Origin of the sequence: Staphylococcus sp. FSL W8-1270, assembly GCF_038007165.1 — a bacterium.
Classification (GTDB): domain Bacteria; phylum Bacillota; class Bacilli; order Staphylococcales; family Staphylococcaceae; genus Staphylococcus; species Staphylococcus hominis.
Genome location: NZ_JBBOWQ010000001.1, coordinates 112,794 through 129,786, shown reverse-complemented (window position 1 = coordinate 129,786; position 16,993 = coordinate 112,794). Strand labels below are relative to the sequence as shown.

Below are 16,993 nucleotides of genomic sequence, written 5' to 3'. Positions count from 1 at the left end.
TTGGTGCATTAATTGTTAATCATTTTCGTTATCTAAATTATAACACTGGTAAGTAGAGGAATGCAAAGACCTACTATAGTCCATATTTATTTTTTCTCATCTTAAAAGCAATGTCTCCACCTTCTAAAATTTGAATGACAGAATTTCTTACTAAATTATTATCTATGGATCCTAAACTTTCATTATTTATAATTCCTTGTCCGTTTTCATTTTCCATTGTCACAATTAATTCTGCGTCACCAAATACAGGTATATTAGCGTTGTGTGTAGCAAAGATAAATTGTCTATTAATTTTTAATTTTCGGGTATTTTCAACTAAATTGTTTGTTATAAAAGAATTATCTAAATTATCTTCTGGTTGATCCACTAAAAGAGGGTCATCATTACTTAACGTTAACAGATTTAAAATAGCAGTACACTGTTGTCCTTTGGATAATTTATTCAGGGATCGGAATTCTATATTTTCATCACTTCCAACATTTAATTGTATATCTATAATATTTTCTAGCTCGATTGATTCCAAATGTAAAATTCTTTTATAGTCCATATTTGAAAGGATATCTGCTTTATTTTTTTTCAAGCCACTATCCTTATACTCATCGTATATAGCTTCGCTGTCTCTATCCTTAATTAAGTTAATAAATTTAGGCAAATTAAAACTTTGATGATTTTTTATCCATTCCAATGATGAATATCCTAATCCGTTCTCCTCTTTGAGAAATTCTATTAAATTATTAACATTTGCATATGGTTGAATTTTGATGTTTACTTGTCCTTTTAAATAGTTATTGTTTATTTTTTTGACGCATTTGTTAAGATTTTTCAATTGTTCATCGAATATTTCTTTTAAATCTTCTTTAAGTTGCATTCTTTCTTTTTTCAGTTTTTCAATCTCTATGTTGACTTGAGAAAGTTGTGTTTCTAATGGTTCGATAGAAGTTATTTGTTTTTGAGTCTCAGTATATTCGTCTGCTATTTCTCCTTTGGTTTTCCCTTCTATATCATCTAAGGATTTAATAGCTTCATTTATTTCCTTCTCAACATGCTTTTTCTTTTCATGCCAATCATTATAAACTTTGTTTATTTCGTTTTTGGTAGTATTTTTTAATTCAGTAAAAGTAGACTGTATTTCTTTTAGTTTTTCATTATGATTGTTTATAATACGTTGAATATTATCAAAGATATCAATATGTTTAATTTCTCGATTGTAATTTTCTTTAAAAGGTAGAATGACGTTTGTTATAGAAATATCATTATCTTCAATAATTTTTTTAGTGGTTTTTATGTATTGCTCTTCTTTAGATACTTTACCTTGTACCTCTAATTTCTTTCCAATACCCAGTTCATTGAAATGTTTTAACTTTTCTTTTAATTTAGGCAATTCATTGATTTTCTCTTGTAAATTTTCAAGTTTCTCTTTAGTTTTAATTAAAGATTCTGTATTTGATTGTAAGTTGCTTTTTATTTCTTCTTTTTTTTCGTCATTATTATCATTTTTGTTTAAAAAACGATTTAAAATTTTTAATTTTGCATTTTCATCTGTAGTTAAATCGATAATTTCATTTTGACTGTAAACCTCTATATTAGGAAGAATGTCTTTAACTGTATAACTAGACACATTATTGTTTATATCTTTAATTATAGGGTCTTCATTATATCTTTTTATTATCTTAAATTGTTTACCGTATTGTGCATGAGATGTTACAACTAATTCTACTTTTCCACCGATTCCTAAATTAGATTTACAGATGTTTTCAAAAGATGTGTTTGCATTTTGACTCATAGGATTTATGTCTAATGCATATCGAATTAATTCAATAAATGTTGATTTTCCAGCCCCTCTACCACCAATAATTGTATTAAGATTCGGGGATAAATCTAACGAGAGGTTATCTAAGTACCCCATAGAAATTTTTATTTCATTAATAGAAGAATGTGGGTATTTATTGTTAATGTCAGAATTTAATTTAACCCTAGCTTTAGGAGGTTCTGTTGCAAAGTTGAATTTATAGTATAATTTTAACAAAAAGGAGTCTTCTGTATGAACTATTTCAGATATAAACAATTTAACAAAGATGTTATCACTGTAGCCGTTGGCTACTATCTAAGATATGCATTGAGTTATCGTGATATATCTGAAATATTAAGGGAACGTGGTGTAAACGTTCATCATTCAACAGTCTACCGTTGGGTTCAAGAATATGCCCCAATTTTGTATCAAATTTGGAAGAAAAAGCATAAAAAAGCTTATTACAAATGGCGTATTGATGAGACGTACATCAAAATAAAAGGAAAATGGAGCTATTTATATCGTGCCATTGATGCAGAGGGACATACATTAGATATTTGGTTGCGTAAGCAACGAGATAATCATTCAGCATATGCGTTTATCAAACGTCTCATTAAACAATTTGGTAAACCTCAAAAGGTAATTACAGATCAGGCACCTTCAACGAAAGTAGCAATAGCTAAAGTAATTAAAGCTTTTAAACTTAAACCTGACTGTCATTGTACATCGAAATATCTGAATAACCTCATTGAGCAAGATCACCGTCATATTAAAGTAAGAAAGACAAGATATCAAAGTATCAATACGGCAAAGAATACTTTAAAAGGTATTGAATGTATTTACGCTCTATATAAAAAGAACCGCAGATCTCTTCAGATCTACGGATTTTCGCCATGCCACGAAATTAGGGATATGTTAGCCAGTTAAGGGAACAACGACATGATAAAATGGTAGTTAGCTATATTTTTCTAACTTTGCAACAGAACCACTAATTTTATAATTAACTCCTATTTTATTCAGACTAGCCGCAAAATGACTTGGATTTGTAGTAAGTAAGAATACTAGAGCTAAAGGAATAGTACAAATATATTTTAATAGTAAATTAGATAAATAAAATAATTCTTGAGATGTAATCGTAAATCGTCCTACTCCATTCCAAATAATATCTCTTTTATCATATAAACGAACTCCATATTCAGGATCAAATAGATACACTGCAAATAAATTCAAGATAGTAAAGAAAAATATAAATTTCACCACGAAACTTACTTGGTACCATTTAAGGTGAGACACTTTAAATAATAAAATGGATATGATAGCTACTACAATCAAGTATCTTGTATCATATGTAATCATTGCTGAAACAGAAACTAATAAAAAGAATACTAATTTAGCTGTTGCATTTAAATGATGAATAGAACTTGTACCCGGATGATATCCTAATGTATTTAAATCAGACATATTTATCTCACCTCTTTATCATATTCTATGAATTTTTTTACAAATTCTTGAGGTTTTTGGATATCTAACTTTCTTGCTACATCATATAAAGATGTCGTATGTAGCGAAGCTTGCATGCACAATTCGTTATTTAACAAAACGTCAATTGGAGTTGAATCTGCTATAATTTGTCCTTCAGATACTACGATTGTACGTTCTGTGTATTCTACTAATAAGTGCATATCATGTGTAATCATTATAATTGTTTTACCTTGCTGGTTTAATTTACTAAGAAATTCCATCATTTCAGTATAATGATAGAAATCTTGCCCTGCAGTGGGCTCGTCCAAAATTATAACTTTAGGATCTAATACAAGTATTGATGCAATGGTTACACGTTTTTTCTGTCCATAACTCAGTGCCGCAATTGGCCAATTTCTAAATGAATACAAACCACATATTTTTAAAACACTATGAACCTTTTCTTTAATTTTCTCTTCATCAATATTTCGAAGCCTTAATCCTAATGCAACTTCATCATAAATCATTTTTTCGCATATCATATGATTTGGATTTTGCATAACATAACCTACATAACTAGACCGTTCGCTAATAGACAATTTATCAAACCGTTTGTCTTCCCAATACATCTTACCTTTAGTTTTTAAAAATCCACATATAGCTTTAGCAAGTGTAGATTTTCCGGCTCCATTATGACCTACAATACTTATCATTTCTTTATTATTAATATCTAAATTAACATTATTTAATACTTTGACGCCTCGTTTATTATATTGATATGTAATGTTAGACAAACTTAGTAATGTTTCATTATTACTATTTTCTATTTCTTTAATTTTTATATGGTTAAACCATGACAGTATCGAATTTTGAACAGTTTTAAACTCTAATATTTTTTCTTTATTCGAAATATTATCTAAATTCTTCAATGGTACATTAGCATATTTCATAACAGTAACATATAAAGGTTCACGAATACCTGCTTCTAATAGTTGATTAGTTTTAAGCAAATGATCTGGCGTAGTATCAGCTATAATCTTACCTTCATTAAATAAGATGACTCGATCAAATGTTTGATTTAAAGCTTCTTCTAAACGATGTTCAACCATCAAAATAGTAGAATTTGTTTTGTGATGTATTTCTTCTAATAAATGTATCGTTTCTTGACCAGTCTTGGGATCAAGATTCGCTAATGGTTCATCAAATAATAAAATGGGCGTTTGATGAATTAATATACCTCCTAAAGAAACTCGTTGTTTTTGACCTCCAGATAAATCTTGAGGCCTTTTAGATAAATGTTGCTGAATACCCACGATTTTCGCCCAATGGTTTACGCTATCTTTCATTTCTCTGTTTGAAATATTATTATTTTCAAGAATAAACGCCATATCTTCAGCTGCTGTCAGCCCTACAAATTGTCCATCTGTATCTTGTAGTACTGTTCCTACGACATTCGAACGTTCATGAAATGTGTAATCATTAGTATTTTTACTTTTAATCTCTATTTTTCCAGTTAATTCACCTTCATATTTATTTGGAATTAAACCATTAATACAATTGATAAATGTTGATTTACCACTACCTGATGCGCCAACTACCAATACTTTTTCTCCAGGATAAATATTAATGTTTATACTGTGAAGTGTAGGTTCTGCCTGACTATGATACTTAAAATTTACATTTTTAAATGAAATAATCGGTTCGGCCATATACATAAATTCTCCTTATCTAGTATTTACTGATTATAGAGAAAATCGAGAAAACATTTCAATATGTTTTCTCGATAAATTTTCAAATTAATCTTTTTTAAGGCTACCTTTTTTAATTTGAGTAGCTGCATAAGCTTTTAGAAGGATAGTCCCAATAATTCCTACTGCAATAATATCAAGTGTCGCTGACAAAATACCTTGTGTAAATACTTTATTAGCAGGTTCACTATAAATTAAAATATCTAAAATTGGTGCAATAATTGCCCAACATACAATATTTCCAATAACTTGTGCCACATTAAAGAAAACAATATTTTTAAATGAAAATTGGCCTGAAGATAAATTAATTTTTTTACCAATCCATCCATAATAAAAACCAATAAGACCAGAACATACTACCCAACTCCACCATGCACTTCCATACATTGTAAAATCTTTAATTGCATGACCAATTAGTCCAGTAAGTAATCCTGTGATTGGTCCGAATACTACAGATAATAATGCTAAAAATGGATAAGTTGTTTCAATATTCGTATCTGGAAATCCAGTTGGTATTACGATAAATCTACCCAAAATTACAAATACAGCTGCGCCAATACCTATAGCGACAATGGTTTTAACTGAAATACCTTCATTTTTCATAAAACATTTTCCTCCTTTAAAATTTTGGTGCTTTTGATAATTTAATTGTCCAATCATTACCTGTACCAATGTGGTATAAATCTGAAAAAGAATCTTGGTTGACTGCAACCCCAATATTAACTAATGAATTGACATAAACTAATGGTTCTCCTACATTTACATCAGCAAATGAACGAACAAATTTAATTATATTTTGATATACTCTTTTTTCTTTATGGTAGATTTTTACAATTAATTCATCACCATGTGAAATATTTGCGTTTTTTAAATAAGAGAGCGGTATATTAGTCCATAGCGATCCAAAACGAATGTCTAGTACATCGATACTTCCAGAAAGTTCAGATTCACTTTCGATAGCTTCAGTAATGTCTAATTTTTCAATTGAATTTAAACTAATTGATTGCCCTAAATCTTCAAATTCTACTTGTTTAGAAGCTAATCTTGCTCCATTATAGGCGTAAACATCTCTTCCATGGAATGTATGACTTTCCTCTGAATGAGGAAGTCGACTGACTACTTCATCGATTGCAATAACCTTTTCAATGCCCTCATAATAATTAATATGACTTAATGAGCCATTATCTGGTGTAATAATATAATGTCCTGATTTAGTAAGACAAGCAATACTACGACGATCGCTTCCAACGCCAGGATCAACTACAGAAACAAATACTGTGTCTTTTGGCCAATATTTTACTGTTTGATATAAACGGTATGAAGCTACCCAGATATCATAAGGTGGAATATCATGAGTCAAATTATTAATTTCTATATCTTCACTCACAGTGTATGCTACTCCATACATTGCACTAACTGCTCCATCCCCCAAACCAAAATCTGATTGTAAAACTAAATGGTTTCCCATACATAACCTCCCAAATGCTATTTATTTCTCCCTTATTTTATGTCCGAATTTTCAGAATTATATTAAAATATTACTTTTATAAATAATGAAAGTCAATATAATTTCGATAAAAATAATATGAATTCGTATTCACTTTATATATTATTTTAAATTAAAACTATAAAAGGACTCTAACCTAAGCTAGAGTCCTTTTATTTAAGGTTGCAATTTCATAATCGCACCAAATTGTTGTTGGGCATTTGTAAATGTGATGAACGTAATAAGTTCGACAATTTCTTTATCTGATAAATGAGACTTTAAGATTTCTGTGTACGTTGTAGGTATTTGATCTCCCAGCTTGATATAGACTTCTGTAAATCCAATGCATATTGCTGATTTTTCATCTGTTAGACTCCCGGTAGGCTTGCCTTTTGCTTTACAATATTGGCATCCATTTTTCTGCGCTAGTATACGGCGTATCTCTTCTTTGAGTTCTGCGTTTAAAGCACTAGTATTTTCTAGTGTGTCACTCAATGCGGTCCACGTCTTCATAATGTCCTCATGATGACCTAATAATTGTTGAAATGGTGTATGACCTATGTGTGAGGGTTCAATAATAGCCATGATATTTCTCCTCTATTTAGACTAAAGCCGCTTTTATTTTTTGTAGTCCTTTTTTCATTACTTCTCTAGGAACTGCAATATTAATTCTAATATGACCCTCTGCGTTATGAACAAATTGCTCTGCGCCTTCAATAATGACGCCAGCGTTTTTAATAAAGAATTTTGCCATTGATTCATCAATATCTTTTTCTTTAATATAATAGCTTAAATCTACCCAAGCTAAATACGTCGCCTCTGGAATTTTAAATTCTGCATGCGGTAGTTCTTTTTTTAGGAAATCTGCTAAATAGTTAAAGTTATCGTCTAAATAATGATTCATTGCTTGTAACCAATTTTCGCCTTTTTCATAAGCAGCTTGCGTGGCAACCACACTTAGAGGATTTTCTGTACCAAAGTGATGGGTGTTCCAAATTTTTAGAAGTGATTCATTTTGAATAATGATATTTGAAAACATCAAACCTGCAATGTTGAAGGCTTTACTTTGAGACATAGTAGTGATGATTTTGTCGTAATCTGGGACAGCTTTGGCAAATGGCATATGTGATTGACCTGAACGTTTGATATCACAATGGATTTCATCTGAAATGAGCCATACATCATTGTCTTTCATAATTTGACCCAATGTGGCTAACTCTTTTTCTGACCAGACACGTCCCGTTGGATTATGTGGATTCGCAAAAATGCATAATTTAATATTTTCTGTCTCTATTTTTTTACGTACATCGTCAAAATCAATCTCATAATATCCATGATGATTGATTAGTGGAGAGTATACTGTTGAAATATGATTTTTATCACATGCCATTTTAAATGGGCCATAACTCGGCGTAAAAATTAATGCTTTATCATCCTTATCACAAATATAACCTACAAGTTCAATTAACCCAGCCACAATACCATGAGAGAATACAAGATGCTCTTGAGGAAAAGTGAAACCATAACGTTTCTTTGTCCAAGAAACAAAAGCTTCATAATATTCAGAACCGAAGACGTTTGTGTAGCCTAAAATTTTCTTATTTAAACGTTCACGAATCGCATTTAATACGACTTCTGGTGTACTAAAGTCCATATCTGCTACCCACATACGAATCAGTTCATCATTATCTTTTAAATCTGACGTATCTGTATTACCAAAAAGATAACCTTTATAGCCTTCCACATTCATTGCATTTGTATAGCGACGATCAATGATTTCATCAAAATTGTAATTCACAAGATTTCCTCCTAAACATGTTCATGTGTTTTATCAATTATCATTCTAATACTTACGCTATATTCTGTATATTAACTTTACTTTTCATTCAACGCAGTAGACACGCTTTTTAAACGAAAAACTCTTCACTAATACAGTAGTGAAGAGTTTAAAATTTAATATGTTTGAATACATATATTATGCTAGGCCATCAATCACGTATGTCACACCTAGGATTGCGAATGTAAGTGCGATTAATGTTGACACAAAAATCATACCCATCATTGGGTTAAATAATAAGATTATCCCTAAAATAATACCTAGGATATTTACGATAATTGATAAACCGCGTAATTGATGTTGTTGTGATATGGTAAACAGACCGATAACCGAACTGAAAATAAACCAAAACGCAAACATAAATACAAAGAATACTGAACTTGCTCCAACATTAAATACAACAAGAATTCCAAAAATTAAATCGATAATACCATTAATTAAAATTAATTTTGTATTTACTCCTACGAGTTTTTTTGCCGTACGACGGAATAAAAGTTGAATGACACCGCCTACCATAATGAGTAAGCCAATCAGCCAAGTAAGTGTATAAAAGTTTTGCACTGGATTACTAAATATAACCACAGCAATAATCAGTAATAGCGTACCAATGATTAAACTTGACCAATTTAATTTTCCACTATCTTGGGCCATTATTATCTCTCCTTTTTATATTTAAAATTATATTTAAAGATCACTACAAGTATAATTTATCTATTATTGGAATACAAAAAACCTCACTAATCGATTGATTAGTGAGGCTACTTTTACGAATTCATAGAATTGGTAAATTGTATACTAGTATGTACCACCATTAAGATTTTTCAAACAACTTTTGTAAAATTATTTTCAATCAAATTAATTTATAATTTTAATATAAAAATTATACCTAGTATGTGTTATTCCTCCTTAAAAATGGGTAATTATGAATTACGTAAAAAATTTAGGAGGTATACAATGAGTAAAGCATTAGTAGTTGTTACAAGTGTTTCAAAATATCCTGATATGAATCGTCCAACTGGATTATGGTTGGGTGAAGTCGTTCACTTTGCAGATGTGTTATACAAAAATGGTTATGATATCGACTATATTAGTCCAGAAGGTGGCTATACAGCTATTGATCCTGCAAGTCTACAAGAAGATATGATGTCTGAATTAGATTGGAAATATTATCAAGATAAAGACTTCATGACACGTCTTGGTAGTACACTTACACCAGATGTCGTACGTGCTGAAGATTATGATATTATCTATTACGCAGGTGGTCACGGAACAATTTGGGACTTCAAAGATAATAAAGATTTACAAGAATTAACACGTAAAATTTATGAAAATAACGGTGCAGTTTCTTCTGTATGTCATGGTGCTATTGGTCTATTAAATGTTACAGATAGTGAAGGTAATTCTATTATTAATGGTAAAACTGTAACTGGTTTCTCTAATACTGAAGAAGAAGCAGTTGGCTTAGCAGATAAAGTTCCTTATTTAACAGAAGATGAACTTAAAAATCGTGGTGCACATTACGAAAAAGGTGACAACTGGAGTCAATTCGCTGTTATTGACGGTCATGTGATTACAGGTCAAAATCCACAATCTGGTAAAGCTGTAGCTGAAAAATTCTTAGAATTAAAAAACAATAAATAAGACACCCCGCAGTGTTAATAAAAAAGTTGGACCTTTCAATCTTTAGAAAGATCCGGCTTTTTTATTTACTCTACTTCATAATCATTTCAATGACAGCTCTAATATTTTTATCGATATATTTATCAACATGTTGAGCAAGGTAATAGTGACGTTTCACATTTAAAGTTGTTATCATTAATTTTTCATAATCTTCGGGATGAATTGCTGATTTTGAAATAATCGCAAACCCATTTCCATCCTCTACCATTTGTTTGATAATCTTAATATTATTAATTTCTATCAAATATGGATTTAATTTCAACTCAGAAAGACCTACTTCCTGATAAAACCTTGTTCCAGACCCTTTTTCTCTAACGAAACATATATCCATTCTAGGTTGAACCGATTTTTTGTAAATATACACCATTTCGTCTTCCATTATTTTCTTACATTCTATTGCATTATCTTGAATTTCCTTTTCTACAATACCTATATCTACTCTGTTGTGTTTAATATCATTTATAACAGAATCTGAATTATTAACACGTAAATGAATATGTAACTTAGGGTATTGTTGCATAAGACTGGTAAGCTGTTTTGATAATAAATATTCACCATATGTATAACTGCTTCCAATTGTTAAAGTGCCTGAGATGATCTCAGATTCCGATGTTAAGTTTTGCCATAATTCTTGTTCAATACTTTCCCGCTGCAATGCGTATTGTAATAGCTTTTCGCCATCTCTAGTTAGTTTTAAATATGGAGATTTAAATTCAAATATTTTAATATTATATTTTAATTCTAAACGTTTAATATCACGACTCACAGAAGGCTGCGAAGTATATAAATTTTCTGCTGCTCTAGTAAAACTTTCTGTTTTCATTACTTCAATTAATACCTTGTACGGATCCATACATCATTCTCCTTTAAGTCTAATATAACATTTTTGATATATATACTATACTTATTATTTATTTAACGTTATAACAATAACGTGCTAAGATTTCATATCGAGGTGAAAGTACTATGAAATCAATCACGCAGCCTTCATTTATGAAAGGTATTATGTTTACATTTATGATCGCAATGATCAGTTATATATTAGCTAAATTTCCTATTTTACATACGATTGGGGCATTAGCTATTGCTATTATTTTTGCGATGCTATATCGCCAAGTGATGGGATATCCAGAACACATTCGTCCAGGTATTACGTTCGCGTCGAAACGTTTATTAAAATTTGCGATTATCTTATATGGATTAAAACTAAATATGGGAGATATTCTAGGTAAAGGCTGGAAATTACTACTTATTGATATTATCGTAATTATCTTTTCAATAAGTTTAACTTTAATTTTGAATCAAATTATTAAAGGAAATCAAGATATCTCTATACTACTTGGTATTGGTACAGGAGTATGTGGAGCTGCAGCTATTGCAGCTACAGCACCAATCTTAAAATCTAAAGAAAAAGACATTGCAATAAGTGTAGGTATTATTGCACTAGTTGGAACTATATTTGCACTTATTTATACAGCTATCGAGTCTATTTTTAACATACCTACTATAACTTATGGCGCTTGGACAGGTATCAGTCTACATGAAATCGCTCATGTCGTCTTAGCAGCAGATATTGGCGGGCCAGAGGCAATGACATTTGCTTTACTTGGAAAATTAGGCCGTGTGTTTTTACTTATTCCATTAAGCATTGTCTTAATTTTGTATATGCGTTATAAGTCACACTCAAGTCAAGTACAACAAAAAATCGATATTCCTTACTTTCTCATTGGATTTATCATAATGGCTTGTATCAATACATTTGTTCCTATTCCTTCATTACTTATGAATATTATAAATGTTATTACAACGGTATGTATGTTAATGGCGATGGTTGCTCTAGGATTGAATATCGTTTTAAAAGAAGTTATTTCAAAGGCACTTAAACCTTTCATAGTGATATGTATAACTTCAATTTGTCTGTCTGGTGTGACTCTCTTAGTTACTTCTATAATATTTAAATAAGTAAACATGTTATATGCTTATATTTAAAATAAAAAGCATGCATTTCACCATTTTGAAATGCACGCTTTTTTAATCATTATTCTTCAATGTTTGTTAAATCTTCTAAGATTAATTCTGAAGCGATTAATCCTCTATATTTTGCCCAACGTTCACGGTTTACATCGTGTACACGATCATTTCTAACTGCTTCAATATTTGACCACGCTTCTGATTCTTTTAATTTTTCATAATCTGCTTTGTTATCTTCATCTACCATAATCAATATACGTTCTGGATTGAAGCTTGCAAATCGGTCTGTATCTACTTTTAAGTAATCTGCACCCATATATTCAGGTAGATGGTTCTCCATATCTTCAGGAACAGAACCATTAAAACCAACTTTTTGCAAGAATTGTCCAACATATGAATGTGATGCATGAACATATAAGCCATCATGTGTTGGTACAGCAGCAATAGTTGATAAGTCTTTATCAAGTTTAATATCTTTGCTTAAGTCTTCAACTTTTTCATTGTGTTGAACAACAAGTTCACGGCCTTTATCTTCTTTAGATACGAGTTCTGCAATTTGTTTAAATGTTTCAATACTTTGGTCATAATTAGCATCAAAGCTTTCTAATAATACTGTTGGTGCTGCCGTATTTAATTTTTCAAATATTGATTCATGTCTTGTTTTATCTGCTAGTATTAATTGTGGTTCTGCTTTTTTAATTAATTCTGTATCAGGCTCTAAACGTGAACCAACAGATGTGTAGTTACCTACTAATCGTTTAATAGAATCTTCTAAGTTATTTTTATCTTTGTCATCAGCAATACCTGTGACATTCAATTCTAATTTAGCTAATGCTTCTACAAAAGAATATTCTAACGCAACAACTGATTCTAATTCATCTGGTATTTCTACGTTAACACCATTTGATTCAAATTCTTTAACCATAATATAAATCCCTCCAAATGAGATGACGTTTCATTTTTCATACAATATAGTTATTTACATTTTAGAGAAATTTAAACATTTCATTCTTCCGTAATAAAAACGATTAGTCACAAGGACTAACCGTTTTATTATTACCTATAGCATGTTTAATCTTAATAAATCGATCACGCCTGTTGAAGCGCCTGGGAAAGCAAAAATCAATTGACTTAATTCTTTGGCTGTTAAACGTTGATTAATGATAAATACAAGTAAGTTTACTAAATCATTGGCAGCATCTGCATAGATTTCAGCACCTACTAAGTGTTTATGTTCATCTAGTACAATATACATTTCAGCTTCTGTTTCATTTTTATATTCGAATACCATTTGTTTACCGAATGGCACGTGTTTTACTGTATATTGATTATTTTCTTTCGCTTCTTCTACAGTTACACCAATTTGTGATAAACGTGGAAGTGAATAAAGTACCGAAGGAATAGCTGGATATTTAATTTTATCTTGTACTGTACCTAAAATATGTGTAGCAATATAATTTGACTCAAATGTTGCTGTTGGTGTTAATTTAGGAATCGTTTTATCTAAAACGTCACCACTTGCATAAATATTTTTAACATTTGTTCTTAAGTACTCATCTACTTCAATACCTTTTTTACTGTAATGAATGCCAACATTTTCTAATCCAATACCTTCAACATTTGGAACTCTTCCTGTTGCATCTAGTACATATTCTGTATGGATTGATAATCCAGATTCAGTTGTTAGTGTAAACGCGTCGCCTTCTTTTTTAACTGCAGTAGTATTTTCGTTTAGATAGAATTTAACGCCTTCATCTTCTAATTTTTTAACTAATTTATCTACATGATTACGGTTAAATCCTGGTAAAATCTCATCTGTATTATGAACCACATGAACGTCAGCGCCAGTTTTAATCATGATAGATGCAAATTCGATACTGATAATTCCGCCACCAATGAATGTGATACTTTTTGGTGTGTCTTCCATCGATAAGAAGTCACGGCTATCATGTGTATATTCTTTACCTTCGATAGGTAATTTATTGCTATGTTGACCTGTCGCAACGACGATATTTTCAGTTTCAATCGATTCACCATTTACTTCAACTGTATGTTCATTTTTAATTACACCTGTACCATCATATACATCAATACCTTGTTGTTCAAATAATGATTTTAACTGACCAGCCATTGGATTAATCACTTTATGTTTATAATCCATTAAGTTTGACCAATTTACTTTAAGATTTTGTGATTCAACAATACCAGGATAGTGTGTTGCTTCTTCTAACACTTCAAATGGATTTTCAAGTAAGATTTTAGCATTACAGCCCCAGTTTGTGCATGTTCCCGCAATACGCTCTTTTTCGATAATTGCTACTTCTTTACCTGCATGTTTTAATGTTAAAGCTGCGTGCCAAGCTGCATGTCCACTACCAATAAATGTAACGTCGTATGTTTTCATTTAACTCATCCTCTTCTTTATTTTTTATTGAGTTGTTTCAAACCATGTTCTAATTGTTCTAATACGTCTTTTGCTTGGTTATATTTCGTTTTATCAAAATTTGAAGGTAAACATTCGGCTACCGCTTCAAAAACTGCTTCTTGTTGTTGATGTGCTTTTTCAGTAAGTGTCACCATCAGTTGACGTTTATCAGTTTCAGAACGTTCTCTTATGACCCATCCTGATTGTTCTAATCTTTTTAAAAGTGGTGTCAACGTATTACTTGATAAATCAAGTTGTCTACCAATCTCATGTAATGTTCGATTATCTTCTTCCCATAAAGCCAGTAACACTAAATATTGAGAATACGTTAATCCAAATGGCCTTAATTGTTGTTCATAAAATTGAGCAAATAAGCGGCTCACATTATATGCAGAAAAACATAATTGATTCGCTAATGTCATTCCATCCTTTTTCAACACAGCACCTCTTTTCTATCGTTCACGATTGATTTTAGTATAAACAATCGTGCGCGATTAATCAAATGATAAATATCCAAATATTTCTAAAATATTGAAGGTGTAGAATAGAATTTATTTTAAATTTACTGTTCCACTCCCCTAACACTTTTGCTAGTTTAATTAGAAAAGACTCACTTTCCTTTAATAAAAGAAAATGAGTCCATGGTTTACTTATATCCAATCGGTAAATATTTATTTTTTAATCTTTTTTTCGTGATTTTTCGTATTCTTCCGTTATTAATTCAGATGCTTCACTATTAATCAGACTTTTAATTTTTTAAAAGTAAGACTACCTGCCTACTAAAAAAGATAAGATATACTCTTTTTATTTAACTTTCAATCCTCTATATCGATTTAAGGTACCGATAAATTCTTGTTTACGAGGTAAGGCAAGATTTCCTGGATGTCCATTAAAATGAGAGAGCGCTTCTAATCCTTCATGCTCAATTAAGTGATACATCTCATTTGTTGCTTGAATTATGGAATTTTGATTATTGATACCATGACGTCTAAAGTAATCTAACATCACCGTAATAGCATTGGTCTGACTATCATCCACAAGTTGTTCTAATCCTGTTAGGTTAATAGGCTCATGACCATACATAATAGAATGTAATCCTTTTGCTTTAAAACGTTTTTCTTTTCCTTTTTTAGAGAAAGAATCTGTTAACGGTATGCGGTGAGATAGCACTCCGAATGACTGATCACCATCAATTTCTCGCTTATAGCCGTCAGTATTCGCAATTTCTTTTGCTTCTTCTGTTACATCTTTTAAATGATATTCATCCATCATTAACACTTGGTCAGCAACATCAAAGTAATCTCCTGAACCGCCAACAATAAGAATAGTAGAAACACTATAATCTTCATATAATGATTTTACTTTATTAGAAAATGGAGTAATCGGCTCTTTTTCTGGAGCGATCAGTTGTTGCATACGACCATCACGAATCATAAAATTGGTAGCTGATGTATCTTCATCAACTAATAATAATGAACTTTCTGCTTCTAAAGCTTCGATTACATTTGTGGCTTGAGATGTACTACCACTTGCGTTTTCTGTAGAAAAGTGTGTCGTATCTTTCTTTCCTGGCAGGTTATCAATAAATGGACTAATATCGACATTTTCAACGTTTCGACCATCCTCAGCACATATTTTCATCGCATCATGTTGAGTCACCACAAATTCTCGACCGTCATGTTGAATGTGATCATATACACTACGCTCAAGCGCTTCTAATAGTGTCGATTTACCATGGTAACCTCCACCGACAATAAGTGTAATCCCTTGTGGAATAGCCATCCCTGTGACTGACCGACCACTTGGAAGATTGAATGTATGTTCAAATTTCTTAGGACTTGTGAATTGAATGGCACCTTTCATTGGAGCGTCTGACACACCACTTTTTCTTGGCAAGATTGAACCATTTGCCACAAATGCGACTAAATGTTCTGTTTCAAGTTGTTGTCTAATATAGATCTGGTCTAGTTTTAATGCGACTTGTTCTTTCAATGCTTGTTGATTTAAATTTTCGTATCGTATCGCTTTTTCTACCATTTGAGGAATGCCCTGTATTATCGTATATGCTGCTGCTTTTCCTAGAATCTTACGTCCAGCTGCCGGTAGTCCAACTTCAATACGTATTTCAATCTCTTTATCATTAATCACTACAGATGTACGTTCGAGTATCTCTTGTCCTGGATGATCGATAAAGATTTTTCCATTTTTACCCGAGCCTTTCACTGTACGATTGAAATGTTTTAACTGGGTATCCACTGTTCGAGTTAAAAAGTCTGAAGTCGCTATACGTTTATCTTTAGTGTCTAATAATTCATTAGGAATTTCAGTCTCTTGTTTCCCAATAATGACACGCATTTTTGAAGGTGGCGCAAAAGGATCGACTTGGACATGATCGATAGCTAGACGGAATTGATCAAATTGATATATCCCTTTCATTCGTTTATAAGCGCCATATTTTTGTCCGTCTAAAGATTTAAGTAATCGTTCTAAATCTTTTGACTGTTTCATCTTAATTCCTCCGTTCATAACATTGCTTTTTTATGTTTACCCTTTTTTAAAAAAATAAAAAATCACTACTCCAAATCATTGAAGTAGC

14 protein-coding genes and 2 pseudogenes are annotated in these 16,993 nt (G+C 31.2%); 3 read left to right on the top strand and 13 right to left on the bottom strand.

What is annotated here, in order from left to right:
- Positions 1 to 73 precede the first annotated feature (73 nt).
- A pseudogene (locus tag NSU06_RS00575) lies at positions 74 to 1,987 on the bottom strand (TrlF family AAA-like ATPase); the annotation flags it as partial.
- Positions 1,988 to 2,041: 54 nt separating this feature from the next.
- On the opposite strand from NSU06_RS00575, the gene NSU06_RS00570 reads away from it, so the two are divergent.
- Positions 2,042 to 2,716 carry an IS6-like element IS257 family transposase gene (locus NSU06_RS00570; RefSeq protein WP_001105984.1) on the top strand — a complete coding sequence of 225 codons (675 nt, stop codon included), beginning with the start codon at positions 2,042 to 2,044 and terminating at the stop codon, positions 2,714 to 2,716.
- 33 nt (positions 2,717 to 2,749) lie between these two features.
- On the opposite strand, the pseudogene NSU06_RS00565 reads toward NSU06_RS00570, so the two are convergent.
- The 7 genes and pseudogenes from NSU06_RS00565 to NSU06_RS00535 form a co-directional block, all read right to left on the bottom strand.
- A pseudogene (locus tag NSU06_RS00565) lies at positions 2,750 to 3,250 on the bottom strand (energy-coupling factor transporter transmembrane component T family protein); the annotation flags it as partial.
- Between the two features lie 2 nt (positions 3,251 to 3,252).
- A complete protein-coding gene (locus NSU06_RS00560; protein ID WP_131566213.1) occupies positions 3,253 to 4,959 on the bottom strand; it encodes an ABC transporter ATP-binding protein in 1,707 nt (568 codons plus the stop codon).
- Between the two features lie 87 nt (positions 4,960 to 5,046).
- Positions 5,047 to 5,601, bottom strand: coding sequence for an ECF-type riboflavin transporter substrate-binding protein (locus NSU06_RS00555; RefSeq protein WP_049419896.1), 555 nt, complete (start codon positions 5,599 to 5,601; stop codon positions 5,047 to 5,049).
- Positions 5,602 to 5,617: 16 nt separating this feature from the next.
- Complete coding sequence (locus NSU06_RS00550) at positions 5,618 to 6,466, bottom strand: SAM hydrolase/SAM-dependent halogenase family protein (protein ID WP_049419895.1); 849 nt, start codon at positions 6,464 to 6,466, stop codon at positions 5,618 to 5,620.
- 195 nt (positions 6,467 to 6,661) lie between these two features.
- Positions 6,662 to 7,069, bottom strand: a complete 408-nt coding sequence (locus NSU06_RS00545; protein ID WP_131566216.1) for a carboxymuconolactone decarboxylase family protein — start codon at positions 7,067 to 7,069, stop codon at positions 6,662 to 6,664.
- Between the two features lie 16 nt (positions 7,070 to 7,085).
- Entirely contained in the window at positions 7,086 to 8,282 is a 1,197-nt protein-coding gene (locus NSU06_RS00540; protein WP_131566219.1) for a 3M3SH-releasing C-S lyase, read from the bottom strand.
- 177 nt (positions 8,283 to 8,459) lie between these two features.
- On the bottom strand, positions 8,460 to 8,972 hold the full coding sequence (locus NSU06_RS00535; RefSeq protein WP_049382213.1) for a DUF308 domain-containing protein: 513 nt from the start codon (positions 8,970 to 8,972) through the stop codon (positions 8,460 to 8,462).
- A gap of 303 nt (positions 8,973 to 9,275) precedes the next feature.
- Between NSU06_RS00535 and NSU06_RS00530 the strand changes: the two genes are divergently transcribed.
- Complete coding sequence (locus NSU06_RS00530; RefSeq protein ID WP_049382212.1) at positions 9,276 to 9,962, top strand: type 1 glutamine amidotransferase domain-containing protein; 687 nt, start codon at positions 9,276 to 9,278, stop codon at positions 9,960 to 9,962.
- A gap of 70 nt (positions 9,963 to 10,032) precedes the next feature.
- On the opposite strand, the gene NSU06_RS00525 is transcribed toward NSU06_RS00530, so the two are convergent.
- The gene (locus NSU06_RS00525; protein ID WP_049382211.1) at positions 10,033 to 10,854 is read right to left on the bottom strand and encodes a LysR family transcriptional regulator; all 822 of its coding nucleotides are present in this window, start codon (positions 10,852 to 10,854) and stop codon (positions 10,033 to 10,035) included.
- A 113-nt stretch (positions 10,855 to 10,967) separates the two neighbouring features.
- Here NSU06_RS00525 and NSU06_RS00520 point away from each other — a divergent pair, with 113 nt between their 5' ends.
- The gene (locus NSU06_RS00520) at positions 10,968 to 11,963 is read left to right on the top strand and encodes a YeiH family protein (protein WP_054105528.1); all 996 of its coding nucleotides are present in this window, start codon (positions 10,968 to 10,970) and stop codon (positions 11,961 to 11,963) included.
- 76 nt (positions 11,964 to 12,039) lie between these two features.
- Here NSU06_RS00520 and NSU06_RS00515 read toward each other — a convergent pair whose 3' ends face one another.
- From NSU06_RS00515 to NSU06_RS00500, 4 genes are all read right to left on the bottom strand, one after another.
- Entirely contained in the window at positions 12,040 to 12,897 is an 858-nt protein-coding gene (locus NSU06_RS00515) for an ABC transporter substrate-binding protein (protein ID WP_131566222.1), read from the bottom strand.
- A gap of 135 nt (positions 12,898 to 13,032) precedes the next feature.
- On the bottom strand, positions 13,033 to 14,376 hold the full coding sequence (locus tag NSU06_RS00510) for a dihydrolipoyl dehydrogenase family protein (protein WP_131566225.1): 1,344 nt from the start codon (positions 14,374 to 14,376) through the stop codon (positions 13,033 to 13,035).
- A gap of 17 nt (positions 14,377 to 14,393) precedes the next feature.
- Entirely contained in the window at positions 14,394 to 14,834 is a 441-nt protein-coding gene (locus tag NSU06_RS00505; RefSeq protein WP_019835041.1) for a MarR family winged helix-turn-helix transcriptional regulator, read from the bottom strand.
- A 367-nt stretch (positions 14,835 to 15,201) separates the two neighbouring features.
- Positions 15,202 to 16,905: an ABC-ATPase domain-containing protein gene (locus NSU06_RS00500; protein WP_019835040.1), complete on the bottom strand. Its 1,704-nt coding sequence runs from the start codon at positions 16,903 to 16,905 to the stop codon at positions 15,202 to 15,204.
- Between the last annotated feature and the right edge of the window lie 88 nt (positions 16,906 to 16,993).